This is a genomic window from Allonocardiopsis opalescens (assembly GCF_003002095.1).
Classification (GTDB): Bacteria; Actinomycetota; Actinomycetes; order Streptosporangiales; family Streptosporangiaceae; genus Allonocardiopsis; species Allonocardiopsis opalescens.
Genome location: NZ_PVZC01000003.1, coordinates 238,865 through 251,894 on the forward strand (window position 1 = coordinate 238,865; position 13,030 = coordinate 251,894).

Consider the following 13,030-nt stretch of genomic DNA (forward strand, 5'->3'; position numbering starts at 1 on the left):
GTGAGCAGTCTGGAGTGCACAACGCATGACCGATCACCCGCGGGCGACCCCCCGCCGCCCCATCCTCGGCAGAGCCGGCCGCGCTAGCGCCGCCGGAGCGGCCGGTCTCCTCGCCCTGGCACTGGCCGCGTGTACCCCCGGCGCCGGCAACGACGCCGGCGGCGGCGACGCCTCCCCGGCCGTCGACGTCAACACCGACGTCGCCTCGCTCGGCGAGGTCGAGCTGACCGTCTGGGACCAGGAGGTGCGCGGCGGCCAGGCCGACCAGCTGGAGGAGCTGAACCAGGCCTTCGAGGAGGCCTACCCCAACGTCACCATCAACCGGGTGTCGCGCTCCACCGACGACCTCCGCACCACCCTGCGGCTCGCCCTGTCCGGCAACGAGGCGCCCGACGTCGTCCAGGTCAGCAACGGCCGCCCCGACATGGGCTCCTACGTCGAGGCCGGCCTGCTGCGCAACCTCGACCCCTACGCCGAGGCCTACGGCTGGGCCGAGCGCTTCGACGCGTCCGTCCTCGCCAACGCCAGCTACACCGACGACGGCGCCACCCTCGGCGACGGCTCGGTGTACGGCGCCGCCCAGATGGGCGAGATGGTCGGCGTCTACTACAACCGCGAACTGCTGGCCGAACTCGACCTGGAGGCGCCCACCACCTGGGAGGAGTTCGACGCCGCCGTCGTCGCCGCCGAGGAGGCGGGCGAGCTGCCGATCCAGTTCGGCAACCTCGACCAGTGGCCCGGCATCCACATGCTCGGCGCCGCGCAGAGCCGCTACGTCGACCCCGAGACCATCCGCGACCTCGGCTACGGCCGCCCCGGCTCCTCCTGGGCCACACCCGAGAACACCCAGGCCGCGCAGGCCCTGGTCGACTGGGCCGAGGACGGCTACCTCACCCCCGACTTCAACGGGGTGGGCTCCGACCCCGCCTGGCAGGCCTTCGGCGAGGGCGAGGGCGTCTTCCTGATCGGCGGCACCTGGCTACTGGCCGACCTGACCGACGCCCTGGGCGACTCCCTCGGCTTCACCGCCTTCCCCGGCGCCGACGGGCAGACCGTGGTCGCCACCGGCGGCACCAGCCTGCCCTTCGCGATCCCGCAGCGCTCCGAGAACGCCGACGCGGCCGCCGCCTACATCGACTTCATCACCAGCACCGACGCCATGGCCGTCATCAGCGAGCACGGCAACCTCCCGGTCGCCGACGTGGCCGCCCAGGAGGCCGAGGGCGCCCAGCGCGAGGTCTTCGACACCTACGACCGCCTCGTCTCCGGCGGCGGCATGGTGCCCTACCTCGACTACGCCACCCCCGACTCCTACGACGTGATCACCCAGCAGGTGCAGAGCCTGATGGGCGGCGAGGCCACCCCCGAGGAGTTCCTCGACGCGCTGGAGACGGAATACCAAGAGAATGTCGCGCAGTAGCACCACGGCCGCCGTCGCGGCCGGCGGGCCGGAGCCCTCGCGGGACTCCGGCCCGTCCGGGCGCCGGGGGCCGCGCCGTCCGCCGCGCCGCCGCGGGCGGGCGCCGGGCGAACCGCACCCCTCGGCCGCCTACCTCTACATCGCCCCCGCGCTGATCGTCTACGCGCTCTTCCTGCTGGTGCCGATCGGCCGCTCGTTCATGCTCTCGCTGTACGAGTGGGACGGCCTCACCGTCGGCACCTGGGCCGGGCTCGACAACTACGTCGAGATCGCCACCGACCCCGGGCTGCGCGCCGCCTTCGGCCACACCGCGGTGCTGATCGTCTTCTACGCGCTCATCCCGGTCGCCGTCGGCATGGTGCTGGCCGCGATCGTGGCGCGGGCGCGGGTGCGCGGCATGCCCTTCTTCCGCACCGCGATCTTCCTGCCGCAGGTGGTGGCGCTCGCCGTCGTCGCGGTGACCTGGCGCGACATCTACGCCAGCGACGGACCGATCAACCAGGTGCTGCGCTTCGTCGGCCTGGAGGAGCTGGCCAGGGCCTGGCTGGGCGACTTCGCCCTCGCCCTGCCCGCCGTCGGCCTCGTCGGCACCTGGGTGAACACCGGCCTGTGCTTCGTGCTCTTCCTCGCCGGAACCGGCAAGATCCCCGGCGAGCTGTACCAGGCGGTGCGGGTGGACGGCGGCGGCCCCATCAGGGAGTTCACCACCGTCACCATGCCCGCGCTGCGCAACGAGATGGTGGTGGCGCTCACCCTCACCGTCATCAACGCGCTGCGCACCTTCGACCTGGTGTACCTGACCACCAGCGGCGGCCCCGGCAACTCCACCACCGTCCCGGCGGTGGAGGTCTTCCGGCAGGCCTTCGAGCGGGGCGAGGTGGGCTCGGCCGCGGCCGTCGGCATCACCCTGACGCTGATCATCCTCGCGCTCAACCTGCTCATCTCGCGGATCGGCACGAGGGAGGCCCGATGACCTCGCAGCGGGAGCGGGCGCTCACCTACACCATCCTGATCGCCTTCGCGGTCTTCGCGCTGTACCCCATGTTCACCATGCTCGGCACCGCGCTGGAGCCCGGCAGCGACGCGCCCGGCGGCCTCGGCAACTTCGCCGTCGCCTGGGAGCAGGGGCGCTTCGGCAGCTACCTGCGGTCGTCGCTGATCGTCAGCGTGGTCACCGTGGCGATCGCGACCGTGCTGTCCATCCTGAGCGGCTACGCCTTCGGCACCATGCGCTTCCCCGGCTCCACCGCGCTGTTCTACTTGATCCTGATCGGCATCATGGTGCCGACCGAGGCGGTCGTCGTGCCGCTCTACTACGACTTCCGCGACCTCGGGCTGACCGACACCTACGCAGCGCTGATCCTGCCGCAGCTCGCCCAGTCCGTCGCCTTCGGCACCTTCTGGATGCGCACCTACTTCCTGACCAGCTCCCGCGGCGTCGCCGAGGCCGCCCGCATCGACGGCACCGGGCACTGGGGCACGCTGTGGCGGGTGCTGGTGCCGATGGGGCGGCCCGCGATCATCACCCTGGTGGTGCTGACCTTCATGTGGACCTGGAACGAGTTCATGATCCCGCTCGTCATGGTCACCTCGGAGTCGCTGCGCACCGCGCCGCTCGGCCTGGCCTTCTTCGACGGCCAGTACGTGTCGGCCACCTCGCTGCTGGCCGCCGGGGCCGTGATCGTCGCGCTGCCCGTGGTGGTGCTCTACCTCTTCCTGCAGCGGCACTTCATCCAGGGCATCATCGAGGGGTCGACCAAGGAGTAGCGGCGCGGGTGCGCGCCGTCCGGCGGGAGCGGGGCCGTTCGTGATCGTCCGATGGTGCGTGCCCGGCGCGGCCGTGCAGTGGGAGTGGCCCGCCGAGGGCCGCCGGTACCGGGTGGGCGCGCGCGTCGTGCGCCCCGACGGCCGCACCGGCATGGAGTCGGCCGAGACCCACACCGCGGCCGGTCCCCCCGACGGCCTGCTCGGCGACCGCCCCGGCACCGCCTTCCGCGAACTGACCGCCCTGTTCGCCCAGGAGGCCAATGTGCCGCCCGGGGCCGTGGCCATCACCTGGATCGCCGACGGCACCGCCGTCACCTGGGACCGCACCACCGGCGCCTGGACCCGCCACCCGGTGAGCCGCGATCCTGACGGCACCGTCTGGGTGGGCCCGCCCGCACCCCTCCCCGAACCGGCCGGCACCCCAAGCGTCACCGACGCCCTGGTACACGCCCGCGGCTTCTTGTCCGGGTGAGCGGTCCCGGCCGCCTCCTGGAACCGAGGGTCCGGGCGGGCGACCCGTCCGCACGTCGATCTGCGGGCAAGGCGGCACCGCGACCCCCGTGCGCCCCGGCGCCGGCGTCCGGCGCGAGCGGGCCCGGCGGCGGAGTCCTGTGCCGCAGGTACGCCCGGCGTCCGCAGCGGTGGGCAGGTACCTTCGGTCTCCGCGCGGCGGTGTGCACGTACGCCCGGCATCCGCGCAGCGCAAGCCCGCTGAACGCACCTGTGGACAGACGGCCGCCCCACCGGCCGGTTATGCACAGATTCCGGCCGCGGCCTGGCCCGGGGTCTTGACAACCGCGAACCTGGCGGCGCGGCTTTGCCTTTGCCGGGGTGGTTTGCCCCCGGTCGGGTGGGGCGTGGGTGGGGCGCTGCCGCGGTCCGCGCCTCGGCGTCGGCGGGAAGCGGCGGGGGCGCGAGCTGTGGCCGCGTCCGGCCGTGCGCGCCGGTCGCTTGATCGGCCGCCTCCTTCCCGCTTGGATGGCGCCGACCAGCGCGGAGCGGCACCGAGAGGCGGCGGACGTCGGACACATGAGGACGAGACAGGCGCCGGCAGGCGCCGCGTGAGGGCCCGGCGGGGGCTGGGGCGCGAGTTCGGCTGGCTGTGGGCGTCCTACACGGTCAGCACCTTCGGCACCCGGCTCGCGTTCGGCGCCTTCCCGCTGATCGCGATCTTCGTGCTCCAGGCCGGGCCGGTGGAGGTGTCCGTGCTGGCCGCCGCGGGACCGGCGGCGGGCGCGGCGCTGGCGGTGCCGCTCGGGCCGTGGGTGGAGTTCCGCCGCAAGCGGTCGGTGATGATCGCGATGGACCTGGTCCGCTTCGCCGCCCTGATGAGCATCCCCGTCGCCTTCGCCTTCGACCGGCTCGGCTTCGCGCAGCTACTGGCGGTGTCGGTCATCGCTGGCGCGGCCGACATCACCTTCGGTGCGGCCACCGGCGCCTGCCTGAAGGCGCTGGTCCGTCCGGCGGACCTGGTCGCCGCCAACGGCCGCCTGGAGTCCTCGACCTGGACGGCGGCGGTGCTCGGACCGCCGCTCGGCGGGTTCGCGGTCGGGCTGTTCGGCCCGGTCATGACGGTGGTGGCCGACGCGGTCAGCTACCTGCTGTCGGCCGCCGGGATCCGTGCGATCGGCCGAGGCGAGCCGCGCCCGGTGCGCGCCGACGCGCCGCGGATGCGCGCCCGCGACCTGGTCGAAGGCTGGCGGTACATCCTGGCGCACCCGGTGCTGCGCCCGCTGTTCGGCAACACTGTCCTGGTCAACGGGCTCATCATGGCCACCTCGCCGCTGCTGGCCGTCCTCATGCTCGACGAGCTCGGATTCACGCCCTGGGAGTACGGGCTCGCCTTCGCGATCCCGTGCGTCGCCGGACTCATCGGCTCGCGGCTGGCCGGCCCGCTGGTCGCCCGGTTCGGACGGCACCGGGTGCTGCTCGTCGCCGGGGCGTCGCGTGCGTGCTGGCTGCTCGGGCTGGTCTTCCTCGGCCCCGGCCCCGCCGGACTGCTGCTGGTCATCGCCGTGGAGTTCGGGATGATCCTCTGCATCGGCGTCTTCAACCCGGTCTCCGCCGGTTACCGGCTCGACCTGGTGCCGGCGGACCGGGTGGCCCGCGTCCTGACGGCGTGGTCGGTCAGCTCCAAGGCGGCGACCGCGGCCATGACCGCCCTGTGGGGGCTGCTGGCGGCGCTCACCGACGCCCGTACCGCGATCGCCCTCGCGGGCCTCCTCATCCTGGCGACACCGCTGCTGCTGCCCCGCTCCGGGCCCGAGGACGAGCACCGGAGCCGATCCGGCGGTGCGGACTCCGTGCCCGGCCCCGGTTCCGGGGTGGCGGCACCGCAATCGTCTGACTAAAGTCAGAGAATGGACATCGGCCGGGTGGAGCGGGTGCGGCGGTTCAACCGCACGGTCACCCAGCGGATCGGCGCCCTCGACGACGCCTTCCTGGCGCGCGGGCGCCCGCTCGGGCAGGCGCGCCTGCTGTGGGAGCTCGGCGCCGATGGCAGCGAACTGCGCGCCCTGCGCTCGCGCCTCGGCCTGGACTCCGGCTACCTGAGCCGGCTGCTGAACGCCCTGCGCGCCGACGGCCTCGTCACCATCGAACCCGACGGCACCGACGGCCGGGTCCGCACGGCCCGCCTCACCCCGGCCGGGCTGGCCGAACGCGCGGAACTGGACCGGCGCTCCGACGCCGCCGCCGCCTCGATCCTCGACCCCCTGGACGAACGGCAGCGCGAGCGGCTCGTCGCCGCGATGGACGAGGTCGAACGGCTGCTGCTGGCCTCAATGGTCGCGATCGCCCCCACCGACCCGCGCCACCCCGACGCCCGCCACTGCGTCCGCGCCTACGTCGCCGAACTGGCCGCCACCTTCGAGCACGGCTTCGACCCCGCCCGCAGCATCTCCGCCGCCGACGACGAACTCACCCCTCCGGCCGGACTACTGCTGGTCGCCACCCTCCACGGCGACCCCGTCGGCTGCGGCGCCCTCAAGCTCCGCGGCGACGGAACCGCCGAGGTCAAGCGCATGTGGGTCGCACACCAGGTCCGCGGCCTCGGCCTCGGCCGCCGCCTCCTCACCGAACTGGAGCGGCACGCCGCCTCCCACACCGTCCGCCTGCTCCGCCTGGAGACCAACCGCGCCCTCACCGGCGCGATCGTCCTCTACCGCTCGGCTGGCTACCGCGAGGTCCCCGCCTTCAACGACGAACCCTTCGCCCACCACTGGTTCGAGAAGCGGCTGGGCTCCGACGCCGCACCGAGCGCCTGAACGGCACGAGGCACCGCATGGACGGCCGGACGTTCCAGCGGCGTTTCGCGCGGCTCGGACGGGTGAGACGCCACCTGTCGACGCGGCGTCATGTCCGCGAGTCGCCGAGTCGGGCCGTCACCACCCGCATGTCCATCCGGCACACCAGGTGACCGTCCGGCCTCAGCAGTCCGCGGACCTCGGCCCGGAACCGCTCCCGCAGCGACGCCCGCGTGCCCTCGCGCAGCACTGGCGAGACCGACCACGCCCCACCCAAGCCCCGCCCGACCGGGGGCAAACCACCCCAGCAAGGCAAGCCCGCGCCCCCAGCCTCCCGGCTGTCAAGACCCGAGGCCAGGGCCCACCGGGAATCTGTGCACAACCACCCACGCGGGCCCGGAACCGTCCACAGCCGCGCGTTTCGGGCTTGCGCGCCGGGCGTTGTGACGGCCGGGGCGGTCTCGGCGGGTGTGGAATCATGTGGCCGACGTCGGCGGGGTCGGCTACGGGCGCGCGGGGCGCGTGGTTTCGTTCGGTGGGGGCGGGAACGGCACCCTGGGGCCCGCCGGGGGCGGCCGACGGGCCAAGGACGAACGCGAGGTGCGCGATGACACGCTGGGAACGCTCCGCCGAGCCGCTGGACCGGGCCCTGCGAGGCCTGGTCGGCTCCGGGGCGCTCGCGCCCGGCCAGGCCGACGCGGTCCGCGCCGCGGTGGCGGCCGAGAGCGCGGGTACCGGCGTGCGGTGGACGGAGATCCTCGGCTACTTGGGCGGTGGCCTGGTCATCGCGGGTGCCGGCACGCTGGTCGCCGTCGCCTGGGAGGACTTCGGCCAGGCCCTCCAGGTCCTGGTCCTGGCCGTCGTCACGCTGGCGCTGGCCGCGGCCGCCGCACTGGCGGCCGGTGGTCCGGTCGCGCTCGTCACCGGCCGGGGCGCGCCCACCCGCACCCGGGCGCGGGTGTCCGGGGTGCTGCTGGCGCTCGCCGCCCTGTCGGGCGCGCTGGCCGCCTGGGTGGCCGTCGGCGAGCACTCGGGACTGGTGTCCGCGAGTGCGGGGCTGGTCATCGCGGTGGCGGGCTACGCCGCGATGCCGACGGCCTTCGGCCTGCTGGTCGCCGGGTACCTGAGCGCGGCGGCCGCGCTGTCGCTGCTGGACGAGCTGCGGCCCGAGGTCTGGAGCGGCCTGGAGACCGGCCTCACCCTGATCGCCCTCGGCGCGGTATGGGTCGCGGTCGCGCTCACCGGCGTACTGGCCAACCGCTCCGTCGGCCTGGGGATCGGCGCCCTGATCGCGCTGGTGGGCGGCCAGGCGTCGCATCTGGCGGGCGAGTCGGTGTGGGCCTACTCCCTCACCTTCGCCGTGGCCGCCGCCTGCCTGCTGCTGTACGGGCGCGAGCGCCGGTGGGTGCTGCTGGTCGCCGGGGTCGTCGGCGTCACGGTGGCCGCGCCCGAAGCCGTCTGGGACTGGACCGGCGGCGCCCTCGGCGGCGCCGCGATCCTCCTGGTGGCCGGGGTCGTGCTGCTGATCGCCAGCGGCATCGGCATCGCGGTCCACCGCAACGCGGCCGCACCCCCTGACGGCCCCTCAGGGGACGGCGCCGCCCCCGGCGGCCCGCCCCTGGGAGCCTCGCCCTACGGCACCCCGCCTCCCGGCGGTCCCGGCGGACCGCCTCCGGCCGGTCCCCCGAACGGCGCCCCATCGCCCTGACGCTCCGTCACGTGACGAGCTGCCTCCGCCTCCGGGAGGGGCCGTCCACCCGGAGGTCCGCCCCGCCACGATTTCCCTGTCGACCGATTTCCGTGTCGCGGCGTGCGCCGCGACGCGTTTTGGGCCTTGTGCGGCACAAGCCGCGGCGGAACGCTATTGACCAAGGGGCTTCCCCCGCGACGATCCGACGGCCGCCCCGGCCCGACGAGCCCATGGCCGCCCGCCCCGCCCCCACTTCAACTCCCCCGCAGCCACCCCGCCAGTGTGCTGAGCCCGGCCCACGGGCCGGTGCCGGCGGGGGTGGGCGGTCGGCCGGCCGTGGAGCCCGCCGGGGCCGGGGATGAGACGCTGCGGGCGGTCGGCTGCCAGGACAGGTCGCCGCCCGGGAGGTCGGGCGGGTCCTGGGCGGCGAAGCGCACCGGCAGCGCCTGCAGGCCGCGGGCGAACAGCGACGGGCGCCACTGCAACTCGTTCTCGGCGACGGACAGCCGCATATCGGGCAGCCGGTGCACCAGGGTGGCGATGCCGCCGGTGGTGATGCGCCGGGCGATGTTGCGGGCCGGCGCCGGGCAGCGGTGCGGGCCGACGCCGAAGGCGAGGTGCGCCCTACTGGCGCTGACAGTGGTGTAGGGGCCGCTGCCGTCGTCCCTGATCAGCACCGGATCGCTGTGCGCGGCCGCGTAGCCCATGATGAGGGCGTCGCCCGCGCTGATCTCGCGGCCGCCCAGCTGGAGGTCGCGGGTGGCGTAGCGGGCGGGCAGCATCTGCACCGGCGGGTCGATCCACAGCACCTGGTCGACGGTGTCCTCGATCTGCACCTGTGAGCTGGCCAGCGCCGACCGCAGGCCGCGGTCGGTCAGCAGCACGCGCAGCGCGTTGGAGATCAGGTTGGTCGTCGGGTCGTGCGCGGCCATGACGAGCAGCATGATCTGCTGGACCAGTTCGTCCTCGCGCAGGCCGACCTCGTCGGCGAGCATCCACGAGACGATGTCGCGCCCGGGCCTGCGCCGCTTGCGCTCGATGGCGGCCAGCATGTAGCCGACCAGCTCCTCGTTGGCGTCCACCGCCTCGTCGGTGGTGTCCCACACCTGGGCGACGAGGTCGCACAAGCGGTGGCCCTCGTCGTCGGGCTGGCCGAACATCCGGTTCAGCACGAGCAGCGGCAGCTGCCAGGCGTACTGGCCGACCAGGTCGGCCTCTCCGTCGGCGGCGAAGCCGTCGATCAGCCCCTCGGCCAGTTCGGTGATGTCCAGCCGCAGCCGCGACTGCGCCATCCGGTCCAGGCTGCGGATGATCGCGGTCCGGTAGCGGGTGTGCTCCTCGCCGTCGGAGTGCAGCGCGTTGGGGCGGTGCATGAACATCGGGTACGACGGCGACTCGGGTCCGATCCGCCCCTCGCGGATCTCCCGCCAGCGGCGGGAGTCGCGCGAGTAGGTGAGCGGGTTGGTGCACACCTGGAGGTTCTCGTTGTAGCCGAGCAGCAGCCAGACGGCGACGCCCGGCTCCAGTTCGATGGGTGCCACCGGGCCGAAGCGCTCGCGCAGCCGCGCCCACAGCGCCTGGGCGTCGTGCGGCGCCTCGCCGCCGTGGATCGGGACGGCCTGGCCGTGCAGTGGGCAACCGGGCGGCGGGACGCGCGCGGAGCGCTCGGTCTCAGTCACGTACAGGGAGCCTAATCAGCCGTGACGCTCCGTGGCGGTGAAATCCGTTAACTATATGTATACGAACTATTCTCTGCTTGGTCTTCCGCTCGCGCGGCCGAAACGGGCGGCGAAACAGGCATGGACGCCGTGTCGCCAGGGCGGGAGATCACGACGGGTGACCGCCGAGCGCGGCCGCCATCGCGGCGGTGTCCTGGTACTCGCGCCACTCCGCCACCCGTCCGCCGCGGGCGCGCAGCACGCCGACGAAGGACGCGCGGGCGCGCCGACCCGTGGTGGTGACCGTGCCGGCGAGTTCGTACTCCACCACGATCACCTCCGGGTCGGCGGTGTCGTGCACGGCCCGCGGACGGCACTCGTCGAAGCGCACGGGCAGCGCCCGCGCCGAGGGGCCGGCGAAGGCGAGGAAGGCCGAGCGCCCCTCGATGCGGCGCGGCCGCCCCGGCGGCGCGAACGGCGTCTCGACCACCACGTCCTCCGCCCACAGGTCGGCGTCGGTGGCGGTCGTCCCCGCCACGAGGGCGAGGCTGAGCCGTTCGAAGACCTCGCGCGGAGCGATCGCGGCGGAAGCGGCTGCCGGCATGGGGGACTCCTGTCCGAAGTAAAATGAGTTCCGACTCATGTTGGACGATAATGAGTCGCCACTCATCTTGTCAACGAAGGGCGGCACCCTGATGGCACCGGCCGGCCCGGCAGGCCCCGACGGCGCGCGCCCGCCGCGTGCGGACGCCCGGCGCAACCGCGCGCGCATCCTGGCCGCGGCGGAGGAACTGTTCGAGGAGAGGGGCGCCGCCGCCTCCACCGAGGAGGTCGCCCGGCGGGCCGGCGTCGCCGCCGGCACCGTCTTCCGGCACTTCCCCACCAAGGACGCCCTTCTCGGCGCGATCATGAAGGAGCTGATGCGCCGGCTCGCCGCGGAGGTCGACGAACTGGTCGAGCGCGGCGACCCCGCCACCGCCCTGTTCGCCTTCTTCACCCGGATGGCCGAGCAGGCCGCGGCCAAGCGGGGCGTGGTCGAATCGCTGGCCGCCGCGGGCGTCGACATCCAGCTCACCCGCTCCGTCGACGCCTTCGGCGCCTCCGTCGCCGCCCTGCTCGACCGCGCGCAGCGCGCGGGCGCGGTCCGTCCGCAGGTGCGCCCGGACGAGGTGACCGCGCTGCTCACCGGCGTCTGCCAGGGCGCGCTGCACGGCGGCTGGGACGCCGACCTGCGCGCGCGCACCCTGGAGCTCGTCTTCGCCGGCCTGCGGCCGGCCGCCGGCCGGCCCGCGCGCTGAACGGCCGCGCTCTGCCAGGCTGTCCGGCATGCGCATCAGGACCGCCACCGCCGACGACTGGCCCGCCGTCTGGCCGTTCTTCCGGTCGATCGTCGCCGCCGCCGACACCTTCTGCTACGACCCGGCCACCGGCTACGACGAGGGACGCGGGCTCTGGATGCTCGACGCCCCGGCCCGCACCGCGGTCGCCGTCTCCGACGACGGCTCCACCGTGCTCGGGTCCGCGAAGATGAACCCCAACCAGGGCGGGCCCGGCGCCCACGTCTCCAGCGCCAGCTTCATGGTGGACCCCGCGCACGCCGGGCGGGGCGTCGGCCGGGCGCTGTGCCGCGACGCCCTGGACTGGGCCCGCGCCGAGGGCTACACGGCCATGCAGTTCAACGCGGTGTCCGCCGCCAACACCCGGGCCGTCGGCCTGTACCGCTCACTCGGCTTCAGCGTGGTCGGCACGGTCCCCGAGGGCTTCCGCCACCCCGCGCTGGGCCTCGTCGGCCTGCACATCATGCACCGGCGGCTGTGAACCGCCCCGCTCAGGCCACCTCGACGTAGTCCAGCTCGGCCCAGGCGGTGCGGTGCTGGAAGCGCAGGGTGTTCCAGCCCGCGGCCAGCTCGACGGGGACCGACCGCTGCCGCCAGTTGTCCCAGCCCTGGTCCGGGTAGTCCACCACGGTCGCGGCCCCGCCGTTGACGGTCAGGGTGTGCTGGGCGTCGCCGTACCCGGCGGCGTAGCCGACGTGCGCCGTGTAGGCGCCCGGCGTCGGCGCGAACACCGTGATCTCCACCCAGCTGTCGGCATGGTCGATCCCGGCCGCCACCCGGCCCTGCGAGGCGCCGGCCGCGTTGTCGCGCACGATCGCGTTGTTCAGCCGCCCGCTCTCGGCCTCGTACCTGACCCTGCTGCCGCGCACCACCGGGAAGTCGTTCGCCCAGCCCAGGTCCGCGACGTACATGCCGCGCTGCGTGTTGCCGTTGATCCAGCCGTGGAAGACGATGTGATCGCCGACGATGTCCTGCCCGCCGGGCCCCGACACCCTGCCGTCGACGCTGGCGGTGCTCATCAGCGGCCGGAAGGCCTTGGTGTAGGTGCCGGTGAGCGAGGGCGAGGTGGCGTAGCTCGTCACGTAGGCGTCGCCGCCGTAGCCGTTCGCGGAGTAGAACAGCACGTACTGCGAGGCGCGCCTGACCAGCACCGGCGCCTCGATCACCCCGCCCTCGTCCGCGCGGTCGCTGCGCAGCAGCTCGGTGCGGGGGCCGGTGAAGGTGACCCCGTCGGCGGCGACCGGCTGCAGCCAGATCTGCGTGGGCTGGCCGATGGCGTTGCCGTCGTCCTTGTACAGCAGGTAGCGGGAGCCGTCGGCGTCGGTGAACGACGACGCGTCGATGTCGCCGCCCTCGGCCGGGTCGCAGACCAGCGGCCCGGAGCCCAGCGGCGCGAAGGGCCCGGCCGGGGAGGAGGCGACGGCCGCGCCGATGCACTGGCGGTTCGTCGCCGTGCTGCGCGCCGTGTAGTACAGCAGGTAGCTGCCGTCGGCGCGCTGTGACACGTCCGGCGCCCAGGTGTACCCCGAACTCGCCCACGCGCCCAGCGCGGGCAGGGCGTTGCCCCTGATGGTCCACGGGCCGTCCACCGAGGGCGCGGTCGCGTACGGCACGTGGCCGTTGGCGTTGTTCGTGGAGTACGCGTAGTAGGTGTCGCCGAACCGGGTGACGTCCGGGTCGGGGAAGTCCTCGTCGATGACCAGCCCCGGCGGCACCGTCAGCGGTTCGGCCTCGTCGGCGGCCGCGGCCGGGACGGGGGAGGCGGTCAGGACCAGAAGGGCGGCCACCACGGCACCGCCGAAAATTCTCACCGAGGACATGGCACCCACCCGAAAGTCGTTGCCGCCGGTACGTGCGCCTTTTTATCCCAGCTTCGTCCCGCAGTAAACAGCTGCTGAAAAAGTCGTGTTCTG

12 protein-coding genes are annotated in these 13,030 nt (G+C 73.9%); 9 read left to right on the forward strand and 3 right to left on the reverse strand.

Going from position 1 to position 13,030, the window contains the following annotated elements:
* The first annotated feature begins 25 nt into the window (after positions 1 to 25).
* The 7 genes from CLV72_RS11200 (at position 26) to CLV72_RS11225 (ending at position 8,140) form a co-directional block, all read left to right on the forward strand.
* Positions 26 to 1,420: an ABC transporter substrate-binding protein gene (locus CLV72_RS11200; RefSeq protein WP_106244368.1), complete on the forward strand. Its 1,395-nt coding sequence runs from the start codon at positions 26 to 28 to the stop codon at positions 1,418 to 1,420.
* A complete protein-coding gene (locus CLV72_RS11205) occupies positions 1,407 to 2,393 on the forward strand; it encodes a carbohydrate ABC transporter permease (RefSeq protein WP_106244370.1) in 987 nt (328 codons plus the stop codon). Before CLV72_RS11200 ends, CLV72_RS11205 begins: the two co-directional genes overlap by 14 nt.
* The gene (locus CLV72_RS11210; RefSeq protein WP_106244372.1) at positions 2,390 to 3,187 is read left to right on the forward strand and encodes a carbohydrate ABC transporter permease; all 798 of its coding nucleotides are present in this window, start codon (positions 2,390 to 2,392) and stop codon (positions 3,185 to 3,187) included. Before CLV72_RS11205 ends, CLV72_RS11210 begins: the two co-directional genes overlap by 4 nt.
* Before the next feature lie 40 nt (positions 3,188 to 3,227).
* A complete protein-coding gene (locus CLV72_RS32160) occupies positions 3,228 to 3,659 on the forward strand; it encodes a hypothetical protein (RefSeq protein WP_170140954.1) in 432 nt (143 codons plus the stop codon).
* Between the two features lie 589 nt (positions 3,660 to 4,248).
* Complete coding sequence (locus tag CLV72_RS11215) at positions 4,249 to 5,538, forward strand: MFS transporter (RefSeq protein ID WP_106244374.1); 1,290 nt, start codon at positions 4,249 to 4,251, stop codon at positions 5,536 to 5,538.
* Positions 5,539 to 5,547: 9 nt separating this feature from the next.
* On the forward strand, positions 5,548 to 6,453 hold the full coding sequence (locus CLV72_RS11220; protein WP_106244377.1) for a MarR family winged helix-turn-helix transcriptional regulator: 906 nt from the start codon (positions 5,548 to 5,550) through the stop codon (positions 6,451 to 6,453).
* 586 nt (positions 6,454 to 7,039) lie between these two features.
* Positions 7,040 to 8,140, forward strand: a complete 1,101-nt coding sequence (locus CLV72_RS11225; RefSeq protein ID WP_106244380.1) for a DUF2157 domain-containing protein — start codon at positions 7,040 to 7,042, stop codon at positions 8,138 to 8,140.
* Positions 8,141 to 8,376: 236 nt separating this feature from the next.
* Here CLV72_RS11225 and CLV72_RS11230 read toward each other — a convergent pair whose 3' ends face one another.
* Positions 8,377 to 9,801: a cytochrome P450 gene (locus tag CLV72_RS11230; protein ID WP_106244382.1), complete on the reverse strand. Its 1,425-nt coding sequence runs from the start codon at positions 9,799 to 9,801 to the stop codon at positions 8,377 to 8,379.
* Positions 9,802 to 9,949: 148 nt separating this feature from the next.
* Positions 9,950 to 10,384 carry a nuclear transport factor 2 family protein gene (locus tag CLV72_RS11235; protein WP_106244385.1) on the reverse strand — a complete coding sequence of 145 codons (435 nt, stop codon included), beginning with the start codon at positions 10,382 to 10,384 and terminating at the stop codon, positions 9,950 to 9,952.
* 67 nt (positions 10,385 to 10,451) lie between these two features.
* On the opposite strand from CLV72_RS11235, the gene CLV72_RS11240 reads away from it, so the two are divergent.
* Entirely contained in the window at positions 10,452 to 11,078 is a 627-nt protein-coding gene (locus CLV72_RS11240) for a TetR/AcrR family transcriptional regulator (RefSeq protein WP_245930105.1), read from the forward strand.
* Between the two features lie 28 nt (positions 11,079 to 11,106).
* On the forward strand, positions 11,107 to 11,598 hold the full coding sequence (locus CLV72_RS11245; protein WP_106244392.1) for a GNAT family N-acetyltransferase: 492 nt from the start codon (positions 11,107 to 11,109) through the stop codon (positions 11,596 to 11,598).
* A gap of 10 nt (positions 11,599 to 11,608) precedes the next feature.
* On the opposite strand, the gene CLV72_RS11250 is transcribed toward CLV72_RS11245, so the two are convergent.
* Complete coding sequence (locus CLV72_RS11250) at positions 11,609 to 12,928, reverse strand: family 43 glycosylhydrolase (RefSeq protein WP_211302814.1); 1,320 nt, start codon at positions 12,926 to 12,928, stop codon at positions 11,609 to 11,611.
* Between the last annotated feature and the right edge of the window lie 102 nt (positions 12,929 to 13,030).

Coding starts and splice junctions, on each gene's coding strand:
- CLV72_RS11200 (WP_106244368.1), top strand. CDS start 26: ATGACCGATCACCCGCGGGCGACCCCCCGCCGCCCCATCCTCGGCAGA.
- CLV72_RS11205 (WP_106244370.1), top strand. CDS start 1,407: ATGTCGCGCAGTAGCACCACGGCCGCCGTCGCGGCCGGCGGGCCGGAG.
- CLV72_RS11210 (WP_106244372.1), top strand. CDS start 2,390: ATGACCTCGCAGCGGGAGCGGGCGCTCACCTACACCATCCTGATCGCC.
- CLV72_RS11220 (WP_106244377.1), top strand. CDS start 5,548: ATGGACATCGGCCGGGTGGAGCGGGTGCGGCGGTTCAACCGCACGGTC.
- CLV72_RS11225 (WP_106244380.1), top strand. CDS start 7,040: ATGACACGCTGGGAACGCTCCGCCGAGCCGCTGGACCGGGCCCTGCGA.
- CLV72_RS11235 (WP_106244385.1), bottom strand. CDS start 10,384: ATGCCGGCAGCCGCTTCCGCCGCGATCGCTCCGCGCGAGGTCTTCGAA.
- CLV72_RS11245 (WP_106244392.1), top strand. CDS start 11,107: ATGCGCATCAGGACCGCCACCGCCGACGACTGGCCCGCCGTCTGGCCG.